Origin of the sequence: Planomonospora parontospora (assembly GCA_014647935.1) — a bacterium.
GTDB classification, from domain to species: Bacteria; Actinomycetota; Actinomycetes; order Streptosporangiales; family Streptosporangiaceae; genus Planomonospora; species Planomonospora parontospora.
Genome location: BMQD01000024.1, coordinates 44,463 through 65,461 on the forward strand (window position 1 = coordinate 44,463; position 20,999 = coordinate 65,461).

18 protein-coding genes are annotated in these 20,999 nt (G+C 72.0%); 12 read left to right on the forward strand and 6 right to left on the reverse strand.

Features of this window, described 5'->3' with window-relative positions; all coding sequences use genetic code 11:
• Nucleotides 1–139: 139 nt before the first annotated feature.
• The gene (locus IEZ07_RS28840) at nt 140–2,338 is read left to right on the forward strand and encodes a RelA/SpoT family protein (protein WP_191897659.1); all 2,199 of its coding nucleotides are present in this window, start codon (nt 140–142) and stop codon (nt 2,336–2,338) included.
• Between the two features lie 186 nt (nt 2,339–2,524).
• Here the strand turns inward: IEZ07_RS28840 and IEZ07_RS28845 are convergent, their stop codons facing one another.
• The gene (locus IEZ07_RS28845; protein ID WP_191897660.1) at nt 2,525–3,775 is read right to left on the reverse strand and encodes a DUF349 domain-containing protein; all 1,251 of its coding nucleotides are present in this window, start codon (nt 3,773–3,775) and stop codon (nt 2,525–2,527) included.
• 48 nt (nt 3,776–3,823) lie between these two features.
• The gene (locus IEZ07_RS28850) at nt 3,824–4,669 is read right to left on the reverse strand and encodes a peptidylprolyl isomerase (RefSeq protein WP_191897661.1); all 846 of its coding nucleotides are present in this window, start codon (nt 4,667–4,669) and stop codon (nt 3,824–3,826) included.
• A gap of 148 nt (nt 4,670–4,817) precedes the next feature.
• Between IEZ07_RS28850 and IEZ07_RS28855 the strand changes: the two genes are divergently transcribed.
• From IEZ07_RS28855 to aspS, 3 genes are read left to right on the forward strand one after another with little or no spacing between them, the layout of a single operon-like run.
• A complete protein-coding gene (locus IEZ07_RS28855) occupies nt 4,818–5,513 on the forward strand; it encodes an MBL fold metallo-hydrolase (protein ID WP_191897686.1) in 696 nt (231 codons plus the stop codon).
• 5 nt (nt 5,514–5,518) lie between these two features.
• Nucleotides 5,519–6,781, forward strand: a complete 1,263-nt coding sequence (gene hisS, locus IEZ07_RS28860) for a histidine--tRNA ligase (RefSeq protein WP_191897662.1) — start codon at nt 5,519–5,521, stop codon at nt 6,779–6,781.
• A complete protein-coding gene (aspS, locus tag IEZ07_RS28865; protein WP_191897663.1) occupies nt 6,778–8,535 on the forward strand; it encodes an aspartate--tRNA ligase in 1,758 nt (585 codons plus the stop codon). The genes hisS and aspS overlap by 4 nt, the downstream gene beginning before the upstream one ends.
• A 124-nt stretch (nt 8,536–8,659) precedes the next feature.
• On the opposite strand, the gene IEZ07_RS28870 is transcribed toward aspS, so the two are convergent.
• Together IEZ07_RS28870 and IEZ07_RS28875 are read right to left on the reverse strand one after the other, a co-directional pair.
• Entirely contained in the window at nt 8,660–9,880 is a 1,221-nt protein-coding gene (locus IEZ07_RS28870) for a cytochrome P450 family protein (protein ID WP_191897664.1), read from the reverse strand.
• Between the two features lie 187 nt (nt 9,881–10,067).
• Nucleotides 10,068–10,952 carry a peptidylprolyl isomerase gene (locus IEZ07_RS28875; protein ID WP_191897665.1) on the reverse strand — a complete coding sequence of 295 codons (885 nt, stop codon included), beginning with the start codon at nt 10,950–10,952 and terminating at the stop codon, nt 10,068–10,070.
• 152 nt (nt 10,953–11,104) lie between these two features.
• On the opposite strand from IEZ07_RS28875, the gene IEZ07_RS28880 reads away from it, so the two are divergent.
• From IEZ07_RS28880 to IEZ07_RS28915, 8 genes are all read left to right on the forward strand, one after another.
• Nucleotides 11,105–11,623 (forward strand): DUF2231 domain-containing protein, encoded by a 519-nt coding sequence (locus IEZ07_RS28880; RefSeq protein ID WP_191897666.1) that lies wholly within the window; start codon nt 11,105–11,107, stop codon nt 11,621–11,623.
• A gap of 28 nt (nt 11,624–11,651) precedes the next feature.
• The gene (locus tag IEZ07_RS28885; RefSeq protein ID WP_191897667.1) at nt 11,652–12,971 is read left to right on the forward strand and encodes a replication-associated recombination protein A; all 1,320 of its coding nucleotides are present in this window, start codon (nt 11,652–11,654) and stop codon (nt 12,969–12,971) included.
• A gap of 94 nt (nt 12,972–13,065) precedes the next feature.
• The gene (locus IEZ07_RS28890; RefSeq protein WP_068895381.1) at nt 13,066–13,458 is read left to right on the forward strand and encodes a DUF948 domain-containing protein; all 393 of its coding nucleotides are present in this window, start codon (nt 13,066–13,068) and stop codon (nt 13,456–13,458) included.
• On the forward strand, nt 13,455–13,709 hold the full coding sequence (locus IEZ07_RS28895) for a hypothetical protein (protein ID WP_191897668.1): 255 nt from the start codon (nt 13,455–13,457) through the stop codon (nt 13,707–13,709). Before IEZ07_RS28890 ends, IEZ07_RS28895 begins: the two co-directional genes overlap by 4 nt.
• Nucleotide 13,710: 1 nt before the next feature.
• Nucleotides 13,711–16,383 (forward strand): alanine--tRNA ligase, encoded by a 2,673-nt coding sequence (gene alaS / locus IEZ07_RS28900; RefSeq protein WP_191897669.1) that lies wholly within the window; start codon nt 13,711–13,713, stop codon nt 16,381–16,383.
• Nucleotides 16,384–16,461: 78 nt separating this feature from the next.
• On the forward strand, nt 16,462–16,959 hold the full coding sequence (gene ruvX / locus IEZ07_RS28905; protein WP_191897670.1) for a Holliday junction resolvase RuvX: 498 nt from the start codon (nt 16,462–16,464) through the stop codon (nt 16,957–16,959).
• 411 nt (nt 16,960–17,370) lie between these two features.
• Nucleotides 17,371–18,537, forward strand: a complete 1,167-nt coding sequence (gene mltG, locus IEZ07_RS28910) for an endolytic transglycosylase MltG (protein WP_191897671.1) — start codon at nt 17,371–17,373, stop codon at nt 18,535–18,537.
• Entirely contained in the window at nt 18,534–19,388 is an 855-nt protein-coding gene (locus tag IEZ07_RS28915) for a shikimate dehydrogenase (RefSeq protein ID WP_239320571.1), read from the forward strand. The genes mltG and IEZ07_RS28915 overlap by 4 nt, the downstream gene beginning before the upstream one ends.
• On the opposite strand, the gene IEZ07_RS28920 is transcribed toward IEZ07_RS28915, so the two are convergent.
• Nucleotides 19,363–20,316, reverse strand: coding sequence for a hypothetical protein (locus IEZ07_RS28920; RefSeq protein WP_191897672.1), 954 nt, complete (start codon nt 20,314–20,316; stop codon nt 19,363–19,365). The two genes, IEZ07_RS28915 and IEZ07_RS28920, sit on opposite strands and share 26 nt — an antisense overlap.
• Complete coding sequence (locus IEZ07_RS28925) at nt 20,313–20,738, reverse strand: PadR family transcriptional regulator (protein WP_239320573.1); 426 nt, start codon at nt 20,736–20,738, stop codon at nt 20,313–20,315. Before IEZ07_RS28925 ends, IEZ07_RS28920 begins: the two co-directional genes overlap by 4 nt.
• Nucleotides 20,739–20,999 lie beyond the last annotated feature (261 nt).

Here is a 20,999-nt window from a genome sequence, read left to right on the forward strand (position 1 = left end):
CGACGTGACCGCCGACGAAGGCGGTTCCGAGATGGCCGTCCCGGCAGTCGATGCCGGCTCCGCCATGTCCGGAGCCACCGAGGAGAAACCGGCGGTGCGGCGGAGGCTCGCCCGCTTTGGGGGGCAATGGGGTGGCGCCATGAACCCGGTTCTTGAACCGCTGTTCCGGACGGTCCGCGCGACCCATCCGAAGGCGGACCTGCGGCTGATCGAGCGGGCCTACGACGTGGCCGCCTACCACCACCGTGATCAGAAGCGCAAGAGCGGCGATCCGTACATCACCCACCCGCTGGCCGTGGCGACGATCCTGGCCGAGCTGGGCACCGACGACGAGACGCTCTGCGCGGCGCTGCTGCACGACACCGTCGAGGACACCGCCTACAGCCTGGACGAGCTCCGCACCGACTTCGGCGACAACATCGCGCTGCTGGTCGACGGTGTGACCAAGCTCGACAAGGTCAAGTTCGGCGACGCCGCCCAGGCCGAGACCGTGCGCAAGATGGTCGTCGCGATGTCCCGCGACATCCGAGTGCTGATCATCAAGCTCGCCGACCGGCTGCACAACATGCGCACCATGCGCTACCTGCCGGAGCACAAGCGGCAGCAGAAGTCCCGCGAGACACTGGAGATCTTCGCGCCGCTCGCCCACCGGCTGGGGATGAACACCATCAAGTGGGAGCTGGAGGACCTCGCGTTCGCCATGCTCTACCCCAAGCGCTACGACGAGATCGCCCGGATGGTGTCGGAGCGGGCCCCGCGCAGGGACCTGTTCCTGCAGGAGGTCATCGAGAAGGTCTTCGCCGACCTGCGGGAGGCGAAGATCCGCGCGGTGGTCAAGGGCCGGCCCAAGCACTACTACTCGGTCTACCAGAAGATGATCGCCCGCGACGTCGCCTTCGACGACATCTACGACCTGGTCGGCATCCGGGTGCTGGTGGACACGGTCCGCGACTGCTACGCCGCCCTCGGAACGATCCACGCGCGGTGGAACCCGGTGCCCGGCCGGTTCAAGGACTACATCGCGATGCCCAAGTTCAACATGTACCAGTCGCTGCACACCACGGTGATCGGTCCCGAGGGCAAGCCGGTGGAGCTGCAGATCCGCACGCACGCCATGCACCACCGCTCCGAGTACGGCGTCGCCGCGCACTGGAAGTACAAGGAGGAGATGAACTCCTCCGGGCCCGCGGGGGCGAAGCTGAAGAGCGCCGGCGACATGGCCTGGCTCCGCCAGCTCCTGGACTGGCAGAAGGAGACCGCCGACCCGGGCGAGTTCCTGGAGTCGCTCCGCTTCGACCTGTCGGTCTCCGAGGTCTACGTCTTCACCCCCCGGGGCCAGGTCATGGCCCTGCCGGAGGGTGCGACGCCGGTCGACTTCGCCTACGCCGTGCACACCGAGGTCGGCCACCGCTGCATCGGCGCCCGGGTCAACGGCCGCCTGGTGCCGCTGGAGTCCCGGCTGAGCAACGGCGACACCGTCGAGATCTTCACCTCCAAGTCGCCCGACGCGGGCCCGTCCCGCGACTGGCTGAAGTTCGTCAAGTCCGGCCGGGCCCGCAACAAGATCCGTCAGTGGTTCTCCAAGGAGCGCCGCGAGACCGCGATCGAGGCGGGCAAGGAGGCCATCGGCCGCGCCATGCGCAAGCAGGGGCTGCCGCTGCAGCGCCTGATGTCCGGAGAGTCCCTGCTGACGCTCGCCAGGGAGCTGCGCTACCCGGACGTCTCCTCGCTCTACGCGGCCGTCGGAGAGGGCCACACGGCCGCCCAGACGGTCGTGCAGAAGCTGGTGCAGTCCATCGGGGGAGTGGAGGGCGCCGAGGAGGACATCGCCGAGGCGGCGGTCCCGACGAAGCTGCGCGGCCGCCCCCGGGCCGGCGGCGGCGGCGCGGGCGTGGTGGTGGCCGGCGACTCCGACGTGTGGGTACGGCTCTCGCGCTGCTGCACTCCGGTCCCCGGGGACGAGATCGTCGGCTTCGTCACCCGCGGGCACGGCGTGTCGGTGCACCGCAGCAACTGCCCCAACGTGGAGCAGCTCCGGTCCGAGCCGGACCGGCTGGTGCAGGTCGCCTGGTCGCCCGGGGACGACTCGGTCTTCCTCGTCGCCATCCAGGTGGAGGCGCTGGACCGGCCCCGCCTGCTGTCGGACGTCACCCGGACCCTGTCCGACCAGCACGTGAACATCCTGTCGGCGTCGGTGACGACCTCCCGCGACCGGGTCGCGATCAGCAAGTTCACCTTCGAGATGGGCGACCCCAAGCACCTGGGCCACGTCCTGAAGGCCGTCCGCAACATCCAGGGCGTCTACGACGTCTACCGGGTGAGCGGCGCCGGTTCCTGACGGGCGGCTCCTGCCGAGGGCCGGGCCGCGACGGACGGCTCCGCAGGGGAGCCGGGCCCCGACGAGCGGTTCGCCGGGAGCGGAGAGGGCCGGGCCCTTCCCGTCCTGGTCCTTCCCACCCGGGCCGGAAGCCGGACCGGGGGCGCGTCCTGCCGCAGGACGCGCCCCCGGTCCGGCTTCAGCCGGTCAGGAGAACTCGGCGAGCGTGCGCTCGGCCTCCTCCAGCCAGGAGCGGCGGGCGGTCAGCGCCTCCTCCGCGTCCTTGACGTCCTTGTCCTTGCCCGCGGCCGAGGCCTTGGCCAGGCGGGCCTCCAGCTGCTCGATGGACTTGCGGAGCTGGTCCACCGTGTTCTGGGCGCGGGCGCGGGCCTCGGGGTTGGAGCGCTTCCACTCCGCCTCCTCGGCCTTGCGGACCGCGTCGTCGACCTTGCGCAACCCGCCCTCCAGCCGGTCGCGCTGCTCGCGCGGGACGGGACCGGCCTCCTCCCAGCGCTCCAGGATGCCGCGCAGGGCGGCCCGGGCGGCGCGGGCGTCGGTGACCGGGAGGATCCGCTCGGCCTCGGTCAGGAGCCGCTCCTTGACCTCGGCGTTGGCCGCGAACGAGGCGTCCCGCTCGGCGAAGACCGCGGAGCGGGCCTGGAAGAACTGGTCCTGGGCGGCCTTGAACCGGTTCCAGAGCTCGTCCTCGACCTCGCGGGAGGCCCGGCCCGCCGTCTTCCACTGCCGCATCAGCTCGCGGTAGGCCGACGCGGTGGCGCCCCAGTCGGTGGAGGAGGCCAGGGCCTCCGCCTCGGCGACGATCCGCTCCTTGGCGGAGCGGATGCCCTCGCGCTGCTCGTCCAGCCCCGCGAAGTAGACCTTGCGGCGCTTGGCGAAGGCCGTACGGGCGGCCGACAGGCGCTTCCACAGCGCCGCCTCGGTGACCCGGTCGATCCGCTCGGCGGCCTTCCACTCCTCCACCAGCTGACGCAGGCGCTCGCCGCCCGTCTTCCAGTGGGTGGTGGACTCCGCCACGCTCTCCGCCTCGGCGACGATCCGCTCCTTGACGGCCTTGGCCTCGGCGCGGGCCACCTCGCGGGCGGCCTTGACCTCCTCCCGGCGCTGCCCCACCAGTTCGGTGAGGGCGTCCAGCCGCTTCAGCAGCGAGTCCAGGTCGCCGACGGCGTGGGCGTCGGTGATGGACTCGCGGAGCTTCGCGACCGTCGCCTCGGCCTGGGCGGGGGCCAGGTCCGTGCCGCGGACCCGCTGCTCCAGCAGCGTGACCTGCCCGGCCAGCTCGTCGAACTTGCGGCGGAAGTAGGCGAGCGCCTCCTCCGGTTCGCCGGCCTGCCAGGACCCGACGGCCCGCTCTCCCTCAGCCGTACGCACGTAGACGGTGCCGTCGTCGTCTACCCGGCCCCACGGGTCGGTGCTCACCGTGTCCTCCCGCACTTTCATCAGCCCTCCCAGGACCGTCGGCCCCGGATTCTGTTTGGTTGTATTACGTCAGCTCTTGGATGACATTGTCACGTCTTTGATCTCAACGGTTTCCTTCGGGGCTCCGGTGCCGTCGGCTCCCGGAGTGATGACGCCGCCCTTGTTGACCTTGTCGACGATCTCCAGGCCCTTGGTAACCGTACCGAACGGCGTGTAGTTCGGGCCCAGCTCGGCGTCGCCGTACACGATGAAGAACTGGCTGCCGTTGGTGTTGGGGCCGCTGTTGGCCATGGCGACCACGCCGCGGGTGTACTTGGCGCCGGTGAGGTTCTCGTCCACGAAACGGTATCCGGGGCCGCCCTGGCCGTCGGTGGCGCCCTTGCCGTCGGCCTTGGCCAGCGGGTCGCCGCACTGCAGGACCGGGAACCGGTCGGAGCCCAGGCGGTGGCACCTGGTCCCGTCGAAGTAGCCCTTCTCCGCGAGGAAGGCGAAGGATCCGACCGTGCAGGGGGTCTTCGCGGCGTCCAGCTCGATGACGATGTCGCCCCGGTTGGTGGCGAGGGTCATCGTCTTGGGGGAGGTGTCCACCTTGGCCGGGGGAGTGCCGACGTCCTTGACCGTGCCGCCCGGGGAGGCGACGTAGCCGCAGGTGCCGGTGGCCGGGTCGAAGGCCTTGGGCTCGGCGGCGGCCGCGCTCGCCGACGCGGAGGGCTCCGCGCTCGCCGAGGTGGTGGCGGGGTCCTCGCCCCCGAGCAGGACGGTCGCGGCGACGACGGCGCCCACGACCACCACGGTGGCCACGCTGCTCCCGATGATCGTCATTCGCTTGGCCCTGGCCTCGCGCTCCACGCGTCGCTGCATCTGCCGCTCGTAGTGCTCGCGAGCCAGTTGCTTCTGGCGGTCCTTGCCGCTCACCGCTTCGCCCTCCCGGGTGCCGGAGTGTTCAGATATCGAGGTGGGCGAATCGTATCGGCCGGAGGGTCATGATTCGCAGCCCGCAGACCCTCACCGGTACCCTTCGGTTACATTCCCATCCGCATTCTTGACGAGACAGCTGAGGCAGATGCTCATCGCCGGCTTTCCCGCAGGGTCCTTCCAGACCAACTGCTACGTCGTCGCTCCCGCCGCCGGCGAGGAGTGCGTCATCGTCGATCCGGGGCAGAACGCGGTCGGCGACCTGGACGACGTGCTGCGTGAGCACCGCCTCAAGCCGGTCGCCGTGCTGGTCACCCACGGTCACCTCGACCACATGTGGTCGGTCGCCCCGGTCTGCGGCGCGCGCGACGTCCCGGCGTGGATCCACCCCGAGGACCGCGAGCTGCTCTCGGACCCCGGCAAGGGGCTGTCGCTGGCAACGCGCCAGCAGCTGTTCGGCGGGCTGACCTTCACCGAGCCGGACGACGTGCGCGAGCTCGCCGACGGCGAGGTGCTCCACCTGGCCGGCCTGGAGCTCACCGTCGACCACACGCCCGGCCATACCAGGGGGTCGGTGACGTTCAGGCTGCCCCGCACGGACGAGATCCCGGACGTGATGTTCTCGGGCGACCTGCTGTTCGCCGGCTCCATCGGCCGCACCGACCTTCCGGGCGGTGACTACCCGACCATCCTGCGCAGCCTGGCGGCCAAGTGCCTGCCGCTGCCGGACGACACGGCGGTCCTGCCCGGCCACGGACCACAGACCACGATCGGCACCGAGCGCGCCACCAACCCGTATCTCGCGGAGGCCGCCCCGTTCGCCGGTCCCACCAGGGGAATCTAGAGACCATGACCTTCCAGGCGCCCAAGGGCACCTTCGACTGGCTGCCGCCGCGTTCCGAGCGGGTCCTCGCCGTGCGCGAGGCGCTCGTCGCCCCGGTCCGCCGCGCGGGCTACGGCTACATCGAGACGCCGACCTTCGAGGACACCGCGCTGTTCGTCCGCGGTGTCGGGGAGTCGACCGACGTCGTCTCCAAGGAGATGTACACCTTCACCGACAAGGGCGGGCGCTCCATCACGCTGCGCCCGGAGGGCACCGCGCCGGTCGTGCGGGCCGTCCTCCAGCACGGCCTGCACAACGGGCAGCTCCCGGTCAAGCTCTGGTACTCCGGGAGCCAGTTCCGCTACGAGCGGGCGCAGAAGGGCCGCTACCGCCACTTCTCACAGGTCGGCGCCGAGGCCCTCGGGGCCGAGGACCCGGCGCTGGACGCCGAGCTGGTCCTGCTGGCCGCGGACGGCTTCGCCGCCCTGGGCCTGACCGGGGTGCGGCTACTGCTCAACACTCTGGGCTGCAAGGAGTGCCGCCCCGCCTACCGCGCCGCGCTCCAGGAGTTCCTGCGCGCCCTCGACCTGGACGAGCCCACCCGGGCCCGGATCGAGATCAACCCGTTGCGCGTGCTCGACGACAAGCGGCCCGAGGTGCAGGCGCAGCTCGCCGGCGCGCCCCTGGTCGTCGACCACCTGTGCGAGGCGTGCAAGGCCTACCACGAGGAGGTCCGCGCCCTGCTGGCCGCCGCGGGCCTGGCCTACACCGACGACCCGCGGCTGGTCCGCGGCCTCGACTACTACACGCGCACCACCTTCGAGTTCGTCCACGACGGCCTGGGCTCGCAGTCGGCGGTCGGCGGCGGCGGCCGCTACGACGGGCTGAGCGAGATGATCGGCGGCCCGGCGCTGCCGAGCGTCGGCTGGGCCCTCGGCGTGGACCGGACGATCCTGGCCATGGAGGCCGAGGGACTGCTGGAGGAGGACGGCGCGCACCAGCGGGTACAGGTGTACGGTGTGCCGCTGGGGGAGGAGGCGCGCCGCCGGATGTTCCAGCTCGTCGCCGAGCTGCGCCGGGCCGGTCTGGCCGCCGACATGGCGTTCGGCGGCAAGGGCGTCAAGGGGGCCATGAAGGGCGCCGACCGCTCCGGGGCCCGCTACGCGCTGATCCTGGGCGGCCGCGACCTCGAGGCGCAGGCCGTACAGCTGAAGGACCTGACCACCGCAGAGCAGACCGAGGTGCCGTTGGCCGAGGTCGTCGACATCCTGAAGGGGAAGTTTTCGTGATTCGCACGCACACCGCGGGATCGCTGCGCGAGCAGCACGCGGGGGAGCAGGTGACGCTGGCCGGATGGGTGGCGCGCCGCCGTGACCACGGCGGTGTGGTCTTCATCGACCTGCGGGACGCCTCGGGCTCGGCACAGGTGGTCTTCCGCGAGGAGGACGACGCGCACGGCCTGCGTGCCGAATACTGCGTGAAGGTCGTCGGGGAGGTGCGGATCCGGCCCGAGGGCAACGAGAACCCCGACCTGCCGACCGGTGCGATCGAGGTCGTCGCCTCCGAGGTGGAGGTGCTGAGCGAGTCCGCGCCGCTGCCGTTCCCCATCGAGGGCAACGCGGGCGTCTCCGAGGAGGCGCGGCTGAAGTACCGCTACCTCGACATCCGCCGCCAGCAGGTCGCCCAGGCCATGCGGATCCGCTCCAAGGCCACCTACCTGGCCAACGAGGTGATGAACGAGCACGGGTTCGTCTACGTCGAGACCCCGACGCTCACCCGCTCCACGCCCGAGGGCGCCCGCGACTTCCTGGTCCCGGTCCGCCTGCAGCCGGGCAGCTGGTACGCGCTGCCGCAGTCGCCGCAGCTGTTCAAGCAGCTGCTGCAGGTCGCCGGCCTGGAGCGCTACTACCAGCTCGCCAAGTGCTACCGCGACGAGGACCTGCGCGCCGACCGGCAGCCGGAGTTCACCCAGATCGACATCGAGATGTCCTTCGTGGACCAGGACGACGTCATCGCCCTGGGCGAGGCGCTGATCGGCCGCATCTGGAAGGAGACGATCGGCTACGAGCTGCCGACGCCGCTGCCCCGGATGACCTACGCCGAGGCCATGGCCCGCTACGGCTCGGACAAGCCGGACCTGCGGTTCGGCTGCGAGCTGGTCGAGATGACGGAGTTCTTCGCCGGGACGTCCTTCCGGGTCTTCCAGGCGCCGTACGTCGGCGCCGTGGTCATGCCCGGCGGCGCCTCCCAGACCCGCAAGGAGCTGGACGCCTGGCAGGAGTGGGCCAAGTCGCGCGGCGCCCGGGGCCTGGCCTACGTGCTGGTCGGCGAGGACGGCACGCTCGGCGGCCCGGTCGCCAAGAACCTGTCGGAGACCGAGACCGCGGGCCTGGCCGCGAAGGTGGGCGCCAAGCCCGGCGACGCGGTCTTCTTCGCGGCTGGCAGGCCCGCCGACTCCCGCGACCTGCTCGGCGCGGCCCGCCTGGAGATCGGCCGCCGCTGCGGCCTGATCGACGAGTCGGCGTGGAACTTCCTCTGGGTCGTCGACGCGCCCATGTTCGAGCCCGTCTACGACGACGTCGGCCGCCAGTCCGGCTGGACCGCGGTGCACCACCCGTTCACCGGTCCCAAGCCCGAGTGGGCCGACACCTTCCAGGACAACCCGGGCGAGGCCCTGGCCTACGCCTACGACATGGTCTGCAACGGCATGGAGATCGGCGGCGGCTCGATCCGGATCCACCGCGCCGAGATGCAGCAGCGCGTCTTCGACGTGCTCGGCATCTCCAAGGAGGAGGCCGAGAGCAAGTTCGGCTTCCTGCTGGAGGCGTTCAAGTACGGCCCGCCGCCGCACGGCGGCATCGCCTACGGCTGGGACCGGATCTGCATGCTGCTGGCGGGCGGCGACTCGATCCGCGACGTCATCGCCTTCCCGAAGACGGCCTCCGGCTTCGACCCGCTGACCGGCGCGCCCACCCCGATCACGGGTGAGCAGCGCAAGGAGGCGGGCGTCGACGCCAAGCCCAAGGCGGCGGCCGAGGCCTGACCTGCGGGCATGCCGCCGGGGCTCCGGCACGTTCGGGGCCCCGGGCCGGGGAGTCGTCCCGGCGCGTCCGGAGCCGGGCCGGCGTCCCTGCGGGACCGACGCCGGGCGGGCCGCGCCGGCGCCTTCAGAACCGGACGGGCAGCGACTGCAGGCCGCGGATGAGCGAGCCGTTCAGGCGCCAGGCCACATCCTCGGCCGGGCAGGCGAGCCTGATGCCGGGCAGGCGGCGCAGCAGCGTCTCGAAGGCGATCCTGGCCTCCAGCCGGGCCAGCGGGGCGCCCAGGCAGAAGTGGATGCCGTGGCCGAAGGCCAGATGGTGGTTGCCGGCGCGGGTGACGTCCAGCGTGTCGGGGTCGTCGAACGCCGCCGGGTCGCGGTCCGCCGCGCCGAGCGAGACGTGCACCACGCTGCCCTTGGGCACGGGGACGCCCGCGATCTCCATGTCCTCGGTGGCGAAGCGGAACGTGGCCCGCTCCACCGGTCCCTCGTAGCGGAGGAACTCCTCGATCGCCCCCGGCAGCAGCTCGGGCCGCTCCCGCAGGAGCCCGAGCTGGGCGGGACGGGTCAGCAGGGCCAGCATGCCGTTGCCGATGAGGTTGACCGTGGTCTCGTGCCCGGCGATGAGCAGCAGCGTGAGCGTGGCGAGCAGCTCCTGCTCGCTCAGCAGCCCGTCCTCGTCGCGGGCGGTGACCAGCGCGCTGATCATGTCGTCCCGGGGGGCCCGCCGCCGCTCGTCGATCAGCCGGGCGAAGTAGGCGCGGACGGCGGCGTTCACCGCGTCACGCTGCCTGGCCGCCTCCTCGGTGAACGCGGGGGTGATCAGGCTGGCCGACCATTCGCGGAAGTCGGCCCGGTCGGCGGAGGGCACGCCCAGCAGCTCGCAGATCACGGTGATCGGCAGCGGGAAGGCGAAGTCGTCGAGGAGGTCGGCCTCACCCGCGGCCTCCATCGTGTCGACCAGCCGATCGGTGATCTCCTGGATCCGGGGGGCCAGACTCGCGGTCCGCCGCGCGGTGAAGGCCCCGGCGACCAGGCGGCGCAGGCGGGTGTGGTCGGGCGGGTCGCTGTTGAGCATGTTCCTGGCGAGCGCCGGGTTGCCCCGCACGACGGCGTCCCGGAAGAAGCCCGGCGCGTGGCCGAGCCCCTTGGCCAGCCGCGGATCGGTCAGCGCCTGGCGGCCGTGCTCGTGGTCGATCACCACGAACGCCTGCACCCCGCGCGGGAAGTCGATCGCGTGGACCGGCCCCCGCTCGCGCAGCCTGCCGTACTCGGTGTACGGATCGCGCCCGAACTCCGGGCTGAGCATGAACTCGAACGGCAGTCTCTCCGTCGTCGGCTCCGGCATGGGCGCTCCTCGGTCACGGCTCGACGTCCCCTGCCTCCAGCTTGGACCAGGGGCGGGGAGAAGCGGGTCGATGTGACGGGGATCACAGCCGTCCGGGACCGGGGCGTCCGTGTTCCACCCGCGGCGGGTGGAACACGGACGCCCCGGCGGTGGGTCCTCCACCGCCGGGGCGTCCGCGCACGCGGGCTCAGGAGAGCTCGACGTCCTTGATGAGCACCGGGATCTTGGGGGCGTGGGAGCCGCCGTCGCCGGTGATGTCGGCCTCGTTGGTGATCCATCCGCCGGCGACGATCTTGTCGATGATCTCCATGCCCTTGGAGACGGTGCCGAACGGCGTGTAGGCCGGGCCGGAGTCCAGCTGGGCGGTCTCGTCGCTGTAGGAGATCCAGAACTGGCTGCCGTTCTGGTTGGCGGCGTCGGAAGCCTGGGCCAGGGCGACGGTGCCCCTGCGGTACGACAGGCCGCCCAGGTTCTCGTCGTTGAAGACGTAGCCCGAGCTGCCCTGGCCGTCGGTGGGGTTCTTGCCGTCGGCCTTGGCCTGCGGGTCACCGCACTGCAGCAGGCCCAGGCCGGAGTTCTCCGGGGTGGCCAGCCGGTGGCACTTGGTGCCGTCGTAGAAGTTCTTCTTCGCCAGGAACGCCAGCGAGTTGACGGTGCAGGGGGTCGCCGGGGTCATCAGGTCGATCACGATGTCACCGTGGTTGGTGGTGATCGTCATCGTCTTCAGCTTCAGGTTCGGCTTCTTGGGCGGGTAGCCCACGAACTTGGTGGGGCTGCCGGTGGTGTCCTTGCGGTACTCGCAGGTGGCGGCGCCCGGCTTGGCCGAGGGGGTGAGGTCGGGCGCCGCCGGGGTGGAGGCGCTCTCCGACGGGACCGGCGTCTGGGCGGCCACCGGCTCCTTCTCGCCGCCCATCAGGGTCGAGGCGGCGATCACGCCTCCGACCACGACCACCACCGCGGTACCGGCTCCGATGAAGGTGTTCCGCTTGGCCTTGCTCGCCTGCTCGGCACGTCGGGCCTGCCGCTCCTTGTGCTCCCGAGCCAGCTGGCTCTGGCGGTCTTCGCCGCTCACCGCTATGTCCTCCAGGATCACCATCTGTACGACTGTTGACTCCGCGAAAGCGTACCGGCCCCGGAGTGTGGTGGATGTAAGCGGCGTAAAGCGCAGGATGGGGCAGGAGGGAAGATCCTGGAGGTCTTTACACGTTCCAGATCCCCGCCGTGATGGGATTCCGGTCTGGCGACGACCACGCCAGCCGTCCGCACGACCGGAGTCACCTCATGCTCGACGAGATCCTGGGCCTCCCGGCCCACCCCCTGATCATCCACGCGACCGTGGTGCTGACGCCGCTGCTCGCGGTGGCGGCGGCCGTATACGCACTGGCCCCGCGCACGCGCGCCGCCCTGGGCTGGGCGGTCCTCGGGCTCGCGGTGGCCGCTCCTCCCGCGGCCTTCGCGGCCAGGCAGAGCGGCGCCGAGCTGAAGGACGGCCGGTTCTCCTCCGCCGGAGGGCGGCTGGGCGAGCGCATCGCCGAGCACGAGAGCTTCGGCACGCCGCTGGTGCTGGCCGTCCTCGCCCTCGGACTGGTCTCGCTGGGCATGCTGCACGTCCTGCGCGCCGCCCGGTACGGCCGGCCGGTGGAGATCGCCGTCTCCGGACTCGCCGTGCTCCTGGCGGCGGTGGCGGTCTACTACGTGGTCCGCGCCGGCCACAGCGGGGCCGTGGCCGTCTGGGGAAGCTGATCCCCCGCGGCGGCGGTACTGTCGGGGCGTGGACAGCCTGTTCGATTCGGCGGCGGAGGAGGCGCACCGCGGCCAGGAGCCCCTCGCGGTGCGCATGCGCCCGCGCGGCCTGGACGAGGTGGTCGGCCAGCGCCACCTGCTGGGTCCGGGCACCCCGCTGCGCCGGCTGGTCGAGGCCGAGGCGCCGATGTCCCTGTTCCTGTGGGGGCCGCCCGGCACCGGCAAGACCACCCTCGCCTACGTCGTGGCGGGGGTGACCAAGCGCCGGTTCGTGGAGGTGTCGGCGGTGTCGGCCGGCGTCAAGGAGGTCCGCGCCGCCATCGAGCAGGCCCGCCGCGAGCTGGGCATGTCCGGGCGGCAGACCGTGCTGTTCGTCGACGAGGTGCACCGGTTCAACAAGGCCCAGCAGGACGCCCTGCTGCCCGCGGTGGAGAACCGCTGGGTCACCTTCATCGGCGCGACCACGGAGAACCCGTTCTTCTCCGTGATCTCCCCGCTGCTCTCCCGCTCCCTGCTGCTCACCCTGGAGCCCCTGTCCGGCGACGACGTCCGCACGGTGCTGGAGCGGGCGGTCGCCGACCCCCGGGGCCTGGGCGGGCGGGTCCGGCTCGCCCCCGAGGCCGCCGACCACCTGGTACGGCTGGCGGGCGGGGACGCCCGCCGCTCGCTCACCTACCTGGAGGCCGCCGCGCTGATCGCCGACGGAGAGATCACCGTGGGGACGGTGGAGCGCGCGGTGGACAAGGCGGCCGTCCGCTACGACCGCCAGGGCGACCAGCACTACGACGTGGTGAGCGGTTTCATCAAGAGCATGCGCGGCTCCGACGCCGACGCGGCCCTGCACTACCTGGCCCGCATGGTGGAGGCGGGGGAGGACCCCCGGTTCATCGCCCGCCGTATCGTGATCTTCGCTTCCGAGGACGTCGGCATGGCCGATCCCACCTGCCTGCAGACGGCGGTGGCCGCGGCCCAGGCGGTGGAGTTCATCGGGCTGCCGGAGGGGCGGCTCAACCTCGCCCAGGCGGTGATCCACTGTGCGCTGGCGCCCAAGTCCAACGCGGTGATCACCGCTGTCGACGCGGCCGCGGCGGACGTGCGCCGCGGAGACATCGGCCAGGTCCCCGGCCACCTGCGCGACGCCCACTACCCGGGAGCCGCGAAGCTCGGCCACGGGCAGGGCTACCGCTACCCGCACGACTTCGAGCACGGCCTGGTCCGCCAGGACTACCTGCCCGAGCCGCTGCGCGGCCGCCGCTACTACCAGCCCACCCGGCACGGCGCCGAGGCGGGCTTCGCGGACCGCTGGGCCAGGATCCGCGCCTTCCTCCGAGGCGGCCGGGCGGATTAGGGAGCCCCCTCGGTGACGCGGCATGCCGGGGGAACGGGGCGGGACGCGATAGGGTCTTGCCGTTCCAGCCGGGTGAGACAGGGAGATTCGGCGCATGCTTACCGCAGGAGAGGTCGCCGGCCTGATCGTGGCCGTGGCCTGGGTGGTCCTGGTCTGCTTCCTGGCCGTGGTCCTGCTCAAGCTGTCCCGGCTGCTCACCGAGACCACCAAGATGGTCTCCGAGCTGAGCGACCGGGCGGTGCCGCTGCTGGAGGACGCGGCCGTCACCGTCAACGAGACGAACCGCCAGCTCGTCGCCGTCGAGGCCATCGTCCGCGACGTCAAGCAGGTCAGCGGGCACGCGGCCCGGGTCAGCGGCGTCGCCCAGGTCCTGGTGACCGGCCCTATGATCAAGGCGGTGGCGCTCGGCCACGGCCTCCGGCGGGCCATCGGCGCCCGCGGGCGGTCCGCGTCCGGCGCCCGGGCGCTGGAGAGGCGGCGGCGATGATTCGGAGACTGTTCTACATGTCCCTGGGCGCGTTCGGCGCGCTGTGGGTCAGGCGTAGGCTGGCCGAACTGCACCCGAACCACCTGGCGCGGCGCGCGGCCCGGGGCGCCTCCGGCCTCCTGGACCAGGCCCGCGACGTGGCCGCGGACGCGCTGGACGGCGCGGTCCGGAAGGAAACCGAGTTGCGGTCCAGATTCGGGCTCGACAGTGTGGAAAACACCTATCACTACGACGTAAAGGATGGCCGCTGACATGGAGTCGGCAGAGATCGCCCGCCGCTTCCTGCGCTTCTTCGAGGAGCGTGGGCACACCGTCGTGCCCTCGGCCAGCCTGATCGCCGAGGACCCGACGCTGCTTCTGGTCCCCGCGGGCATGGTCCCCTTCAAGCCCTACTTCCTGGGCCAGCGCACGCCCCCCTACAAGCGGGCGGCGAGCGTGCAGAAGTGCGTGCGCACCCCGGACATCGACGAGGTCGGCAAGACCACCCGGCACGCCACCTTCTTCCAGATGCTCGGCAACTTCTCCTTCGGCGACTACTTCAAGGACGACGCGATCCCGTTCGCCTGGGAGCTGCTGACCCGCTCCGAGGCCGACGGCGGGTTCGGCTTCCCCGAGGACCGGCTCTGGGTCACCGTCTACCACGACGACGACGAGGCCGCCGAGCTCTGGAACAAGAAGGTGGGCGTGCCCGCCGAGCGCATCCAGCGCCGGGGCATGGCCGACAACTTCTGGTCGATGGGCGTGCCAGGCCCCTGCGGCCCCTGCACCGAGATCTACTACGACCGCGGCCCCGAGTACGGCCGCGAGGGCGGCCCGATCGCCGACGAGAACCGCTACCTCGAGGTGTGGAACAACGTCTTCATGCAGTTCGAGCGCGGCGCGGGCGGCGGCAAGGAGGACTTCCCGATCCTCGGCGACCTGCCCGCCAAGAGCGTCGACACCGGCATGGGCCTGGAGCGCATGGCCGCGATCCTGCAGGGCGTCGACAACATCTACGAGATCGACACCACCTACAAGATCCTCGACCGCGCCGCCGAGCTCACCAAGACCCGCTACGGCCGCGACGAGCGCGCCGACATCAGCCTGCGCGTGGTCGCCGACCACGTCCGCACCGGCACCATGCTGGTCGCCGACGGCGTGCTGCCCGGCAACGAGGGCCGGGGCTACGTGCTCCGCCGCATCCTGCGCCGCTCGATCCGCAACCTGCGCCTGCTCGGCTCCGGCGAGGAGCGCTACATGCACGAGCTCACCGCGGTCGCGGTCGACGTGATGGGCGAGCTGTACCCTGAGCTCAAGGCCGACGCCCCGCAGATCCACGGTGTCATCGACGCCGAGGAGGCCTCCTTCCTCGGCACCCTGCGCACCGGCACCGCGATCTTCGACGCGGCCGTGGAGGAGACCAAGCGCAAGTCGGCGACGGTGCTCTCCGGCGACCAGGCCTTCCAGCTCCACGACACCTACGGCTTCCCGATCGACCTGACCCTGGAGATGGCCTCCGAGCAGGGCCTCAAGGTCGACGAGGAGGGCTTCCGCCGGTTGATGAAGGAGCAGCGCGACCGCGCCAAGGCCGACGCCGCGGCCAAGAAGACCGGCAACGCCGACATCTCGGTGTTCGGGCAGATCCTGGAGAAGGCCGGCAAGGTCGAGTTCCTCGGCTACGACCAGGTGAGCGCCGAGTCCGAGGTCGTCGGCCTGCTGGTCGACGGGGCCTCCGTCCCCGCGGCCGGCGCGGGCACCACGGTCGAGGTCGTGCTGGGCCGCACGCCGTTCTACGCCGAGGGCGGCGGCCAGCTCGCCGACCAGGGCGTCATCCGCGCCGACGGCGCCGAGGTCGAGGTCGTGGACGTGCAGTCGCCGGTCGCGGGCCTCGTCGTGCACCGCGGCAAGGTCCGCGGCGGCGAGATCCGGGTGGGCGACCAGGTCCAGGCCGAGATCGACGTCGAGCGCCGCCGGGCCATCTCCCGCAGCCACACCGCCACCCACATGGTGCACCGCGGCTTCCGCAACGCGCTGGGCGAGACGGCGGCGCAGGCCGGTTCGGAGAACTCCCCCGGCCGCTTCCGCTTCGACTTCACCGCCGCCGGGGCCGTGCCGCCCAGCGTGCTGCGCGACGTCGAGGACGAGGTCAACGCCATCCTCATCAACGACCTGCAGGTCAATGCCTTCCACACCTCCCAGTCCGAGGCCCGGGCGATGGGCGCGCTGGCGCTGTTCGGCGAGAAGTACGGCGAGACCGTCCGCATCGTCGAGGTCGGCGACTACTCCCGCGAGCTCTGCGGCGGCACCCACGTCGCCAGCTCCGGCCAGCTCGGCTTGGTCAAGGTGCTGGGCGAGTCCTCGATCGGCGCCGGGGTGCGCCGGGTGGAGGCGCTGGTAGGCCTGGACGCCTTCCGCTTCCTGGCCCGCGAGAGCGTGCTGGTGGCCCAGCTGTCGGAGCAGCTCAAGGCGCGCCGCGAGGAGCTGCCCGAGCGCATCGAGGGCATCGTCACGCGGCTGCGCACCGCCGAGAAGGACCTGGAGCGGCTCCGCTCGGCCCAGGTGCTGGCCGTGGCCGGGGAGCTGGCCGCGGGAGCCCGCGACGTGCACGGGGTGTCCGTCGTGACGCACCGCGCGCCCGACGGCACCTCCGCCGACGACCTGCGCAAGCTCGCCCTGGACGTGCGGGGCCGCTTCCCGGCCGACCGCGCCGCGGTCGTCGTGGTCGCGGGCGTGCCCGGCGACCGGCCGGTCGCCGTCGCGGTGGTCAACGAGGCCGGGCGCGGGCGCGGGCTGAAGGCGGGGGCGCTCGTCGGCGTCGCCGCCAAGGCGCTCGGCGGCGGCGGCGGCGGAAAGGACGACGTCGCCCAGGGCGGCGGAGCCCGCCCCGAGTCGATCGGCGACGCGCTCGGCGCCGTCGAGCAGGCGATCGCGCAGACGCTCGCCTGACGTCCGGCCCCCGACGCGCCCGATGACGGACGGCGCCCGCGAACCGGACCCCGGTTCACGGGCGCAGGAAAGAACGGCATGAGAAACGGCACACGGCTGGGCGTCGACGTCGGCTCGGTACGCATCGGGGTGGCCCGCAGTGATCCCTCGGGCCTGCTGGCCACCCCGGTGGAGACCGTACGGCGCGGCAGAGGCGACCTGGAGCGGCTCACGGAGCTCGCGGCCGAGTACGAAGTCGTCGAGGTCGTGGTGGGCCTGCCCACCTCGCTCTCCGGCCGCGAAGGGCAGGCGGCGGGGCTCGCCCGCGAGTTCGCGACCCGGATCGCCTCCCGGCTGGCCCCCGTCCCGGTGCGGCTGTTCGACGAGCGGCTCACCACCGTCACCGCCCAGCAGGGCCTGCGGGCCAGCGGCGTGAAGGCGAAGCACCAGCGCGGGGTGGTGGACCAGGCGGCGGCCGTCGTGCTGCTCCAGGCGGCCCTCGATGCCGAACGCGCCACCGGCAGGGCGCCGGGCGCTCCCGTGGTGGTGCCGGACGACCGGTCTGGCGAGCAGAGCGGCGGCCCGCTCGGCCGGTGACCGGCCCGCTCGGCTGGTGACCGGCCTGCTCGGCTGGTGACCGGCCCGGCGGGGAGAGCGGCCGGCCGGTGGCAGGGGCCGCCGCGCGCAGGAGAACCGTGCCCTTTGGGAGGTTCACATCCAGATCAAGATGGTTGGCCGCAGTTTGTGGTTGTAGGTCCGGAGCATAGAATCACGAAATTCCTTGACGAAGAGAGTGAGTTGGCGGGATACCGGGAAGAGCTGAGCAGATACCTCGGGGCGTGCTGATGCCCGGAGGAGGATTCGCCGTTCCCCGCAGCCGGGCGGCGCGCATCGGGACATCAGGGGCAGAAGCCCGGAGGACCTGGATGTTCAGCTCGGTGAAGCTCCACGGTTCGGAAGATTCACTTGACGCCGGACCGTCCGTGCCGGGAGATTGGCCAGCGAATCATGAACGACCTTGACATGGACTTCCTGGTCGGCGCCGAGGACGACGATGGTCGGTCGCGGCGCCGGTCGCGCGCGTCCTCGGGACGCGACGGCGGGAGGCGGGGCCGCCGCCGCAAGCGGCGCCGTAACAAGGGCGGCTTCCTGGCCCCCATGCTCGCGCTCCTCATCCTGGTGGGTGGCATCGGCGCCGGCGGTTACTACGGCTACACGTGGCTGAGCGACGTGATGACCCCGGACGACTACACCGGTCAGGGCACCGGCGAGGTCTCCGTGGAGATCACGGCGGGGCAGAGCGCCACCGACGTCGCCCGGACGCTGGAGGAGCAGGGTGTGGTCAAGAGCGCCAAGGCCTTCACCAACGCCATCGCGGCGGCCGGCAAGAGCTCCTCCCTGCAGCCGGGGACCTACACCCTGCGCAAGCAGATGTCCGCCGCCGCGGCGGTCGAGCTCCTCGACCCGAGCAAGCAGCTGATGGACCGGGTCACCCTCAAGGAGGGGCTGCGCCTGTCCGACACCCTCATCACCCTGGCCAAGGCGACGGGCCGGCCGCTGAGGGACTTCCAGCAGGCGGCCAAGGACGCCGAGGCGCTGGGCCTGCCCGGCTACGCCAGGGGCAGGCTGGAGGGCTACGCGTTCCCGGCCACCTACGACATCACGCCCAAGATGTCGGCGGCCGACATCCTGGCCGTGATGGTCGAGCGCTTCAACGACACCGCCGACAAGGACAAACTGGTCGCCGGGGCCAAGGAGCTCGGCCACACGCCGCACGAGATCATGACGATCGCCAGCATCATCCAGGCGGAGGCCGGCCGGGTCAGCGACATGGGGAAGATGGCCCGGGTCATCTACAACCGCCTGGAGAAGGGGCGGAAGCTGGAGATGGACAGCACGGTGATGTACGGACTGAACAAGTACGGCATCGCCGCGACCAACGCCGATCTGCGCAGCACGTCCCCCTACAACACCTACGCCAGGACCGGGCTGCCGCCGGGTCCGATCAGCAACCCCGGCGACCATGCCATCCAGGCCGCGCTCAACCCGCCCGAGGGCGACTGGTTCTTCTTCGTGACCACCGACCCTGAGCGGCGGCTGACCGAGTTCGCCACCACCGAGGCGGAGTTCCTCCGGCTCAAGGCCAAGTTCAACAGGAAGCAGGCGGGCGGGTGACGCGGTCCGTGCCGGGGACCGTGACGAGGGCCGCGGTCCTGGGCTCGCCGATCGCCCACTCGCTCTCGCCCTACCTGCACCGGGCCGCCTACGAGGCGCTCGGCCTGGACGGCTGGAGCTACGAGGCGATCGAGTGCGACGAGGCGGCGCTGCCCGCCCTGCTCGGCGGCCTCGGCCCCGGGTGGGCCGGGCTCTCGCTGACCATGCCGCTCAAGCGGGCCGTGCTCCCGCTGCTCGACACGGTCTCCGACCTCGCCGTCGAGGTGGGCGGGGCCAACACCGTGGTCCTGTCGGGGAGCGGCCGGCACGGCGACAACACCGACGTGTACGGCATCGTGCAGGCACTGTCCGAGGCCGGGGTGGCCCCTCCCCGGTCCGCGGTGATCCTGGGCGGAGGGGCGACGGCCGCCTCCACCCTGGCCGCCCTGCGCGAGCTGGGCCTGGGCGAGGCCACGCTGGTGGTCCGCGACCAGGCCAGGGCGGGGGAGACCGCCGAGGTGGCCGAACGGCTGGGCACGGCCCTGACGGTGCAGACCTTCGACAAGCTCGACGCGGTCCTGGACGTGGACCTGGTGGTCTCCACCCTGCCGTCCGGCGCGGCGGACGGCTTCGCCGACCTGGTGGCCGCCCGCGCCCCCGCGGTCTTCGACGTGGTCTACGCCCCCTGGCCCACCCTTCTCGCGCAGGCCGTACGGCGGGCGGGCGGGACCGTGGTCGGCGGCTTCCCGATGCTGCTGCACCAGGCGGTCCGGCAGGTCGAGCTGATGACCGGCCGGACGGACGTGCCGGTGGAGGCGATGCGCGCGGCCGGTGAGGCGGAGATCCTCAGACGAGCCGGTCGGGCGAGCTGACCGTCCCGGAGCCGTACGGCCGGAAGCCGCGCCGGGCGACGGTGAACAGCAGCGCGACGATCAGTGCCTCGACCGCGAGGGGGAACCAGCCCCGCAGCTGCAGGTGCTGAGGGAGCTGCTGGCCGTACGTCAGGGCGATCAGGGGCGACAGCAGCAGCAGGGCGCGACGGCCGACCGGGGTGCGGCTGCCGGCGCCGCAGGCCATGGCGAGCAGCGCCGGGACGAGCAGCTGCTCGATGAAGAAGTCGAGCATGAACCCGTACCAGAGGACGCCGGCGGCCGCCAGCGCCAGCAGGGAGGCGGAGGCCCAGCGGAGCAGCGTCCGGCGGCCGATGAGCTCCGCACCCGCGGCGGGGTCCGGCGCGAAGGTCAGCAGGAGGGCGACGGCGACGGGGACCGCCGACCGGAGCGCGATGTCCGCGGGAGTGGACCACACCGCGCCGAGCGTGCCCGCTCCTGCCGCGGAGCCGGTCGCGACGGTGTGGAGGGCGGGACCGGAGAGCGCCCACAGCCACGCCCAGGCGATCGCCGTCCGGCGCGGTCCCCGCAGCGCCAGCCCGAGGGTCAGCGTGTAGGGCAGGAGCGTCAGAGTCGAGACGGCGATCCGGTGGAGGGGTTCCAGCCCGTCCGTCATCAGCGCGAGGACGGCCGGGACGGCGTGGATGACGACGAGGTGGAGGGGGGCGACGATCGCGGCCGCGTTCATCGCGTCGCGCCACCGCGGCGCGGACCCCGGTCCCAGGAGGCGGTGCGCCCGGATCCTGATGGCCCCGTGGACGAGGTCGAAGGTCTCGCGCGGGCCGGGGCGCCGCTGCCCCGGTTCCGCTCCGGCGAGCATCACGCCGATCATCTCCTCGCCGTGGCGGGCCCGGTGGTCGGCGGGGTACCAGGCGAGGAGCCTGCGGTAGCGGTCCTCCAGGCCGGTCACGCGGCACCCCCGGCGAGTCCGCGGCCGGAGGGCGCGCCTCCGGCTGGACCTCGGAGGAGCGCGCCCCCGGTGAGACCGTGACGGAAGAGGGCGCCCCCGGCGAGGCGGGTGCGCAGCCGGGTGGAGGCGGCCTCGGCGTGCCGCCGGAGCCGTTCGGCCTCGGCCGCCAGGCGGTCGCTGCCGGAGTCGGTCAGCCGGTAGTAGCGGCGGGCGCGGCCGTCCACGATCTCATCGCGGTCGCCCTCGATGAGGCCCTCGGCCTGGAGCCGGTCGAGGGCGGCGTAGAGGGTCCCGGCGCGCAGGACGACCCGGCCGGCGGAGATCTCCCGCACGTCGGTGATCATCCCGTAACCGTGCTGGGGTCCGGCGGCGAGGGCCGTGAGGATCAGAAACGTGGGTTCCTGCATCGGACGTTCGCTCATGCGATCTTTATATATCGACCATCTGTATATGGACAAGGGGATGATTCTGGCGTCGCGCACGGTTGTGGTAGTGTGACTACTCGATCGGTCCGGCATGCCTGCCGGACGCGCAAGCGGAGGTCTTCCTCCCACCTGGTCGGCCGCGAGGCCGGCAGGTCAAGGATCACTCCGGTTAACCCCGGAGGGCTTACGGCTTAGGGTTCGTGAGTCCATGTGGCCCCGCATGCGCGACGTGCGGGGCACTTTGCGTTCCGCGTCCTG

Excerpts from the sequence above, each read along its gene's own strand:
- IEZ07_RS28840 (WP_191897659.1), top strand. The coding sequence starts at position 140 with ATGAACCCGGTTCTTGAACCGCTGTTCCGGACGGTCCGCGCGACCCAT.
- IEZ07_RS28845 (WP_191897660.1), bottom strand. The coding sequence starts at position 3,775 with ATGAAAGTGCGGGAGGACACGGTGAGCACCGACCCGTGGGGCCGGGTA.
- IEZ07_RS28855 (WP_191897686.1), top strand. The coding sequence starts at position 4,818 with ATGCTCATCGCCGGCTTTCCCGCAGGGTCCTTCCAGACCAACTGCTAC.
- hisS (WP_191897662.1), top strand. The coding sequence starts at position 5,519 with ATGACCTTCCAGGCGCCCAAGGGCACCTTCGACTGGCTGCCGCCGCGT.
- IEZ07_RS28870 (WP_191897664.1), bottom strand. The coding sequence starts at position 9,880 with ATGCCGGAGCCGACGACGGAGAGACTGCCGTTCGAGTTCATGCTCAGC.
- IEZ07_RS28880 (WP_191897666.1), top strand. The coding sequence starts at position 11,105 with ATGGGATTCCGGTCTGGCGACGACCACGCCAGCCGTCCGCACGACCGG.
- IEZ07_RS28890 (WP_068895381.1), top strand. The coding sequence starts at position 13,066 with ATGCTTACCGCAGGAGAGGTCGCCGGCCTGATCGTGGCCGTGGCCTGG.
- IEZ07_RS28895 (WP_191897668.1), top strand. The coding sequence starts at position 13,455 with ATGATTCGGAGACTGTTCTACATGTCCCTGGGCGCGTTCGGCGCGCTG.
- alaS (WP_191897669.1), top strand. The coding sequence starts at position 13,711 with ATGGAGTCGGCAGAGATCGCCCGCCGCTTCCTGCGCTTCTTCGAGGAG.
- ruvX (WP_191897670.1), top strand. The coding sequence starts at position 16,462 with ATGAGAAACGGCACACGGCTGGGCGTCGACGTCGGCTCGGTACGCATC.
- mltG (WP_191897671.1), top strand. The coding sequence starts at position 17,371 with ATGAACGACCTTGACATGGACTTCCTGGTCGGCGCCGAGGACGACGAT.
- IEZ07_RS28925 (WP_239320573.1), bottom strand. The coding sequence starts at position 20,738 with ATGAGCGAACGTCCGATGCAGGAACCCACGTTTCTGATCCTCACGGCC.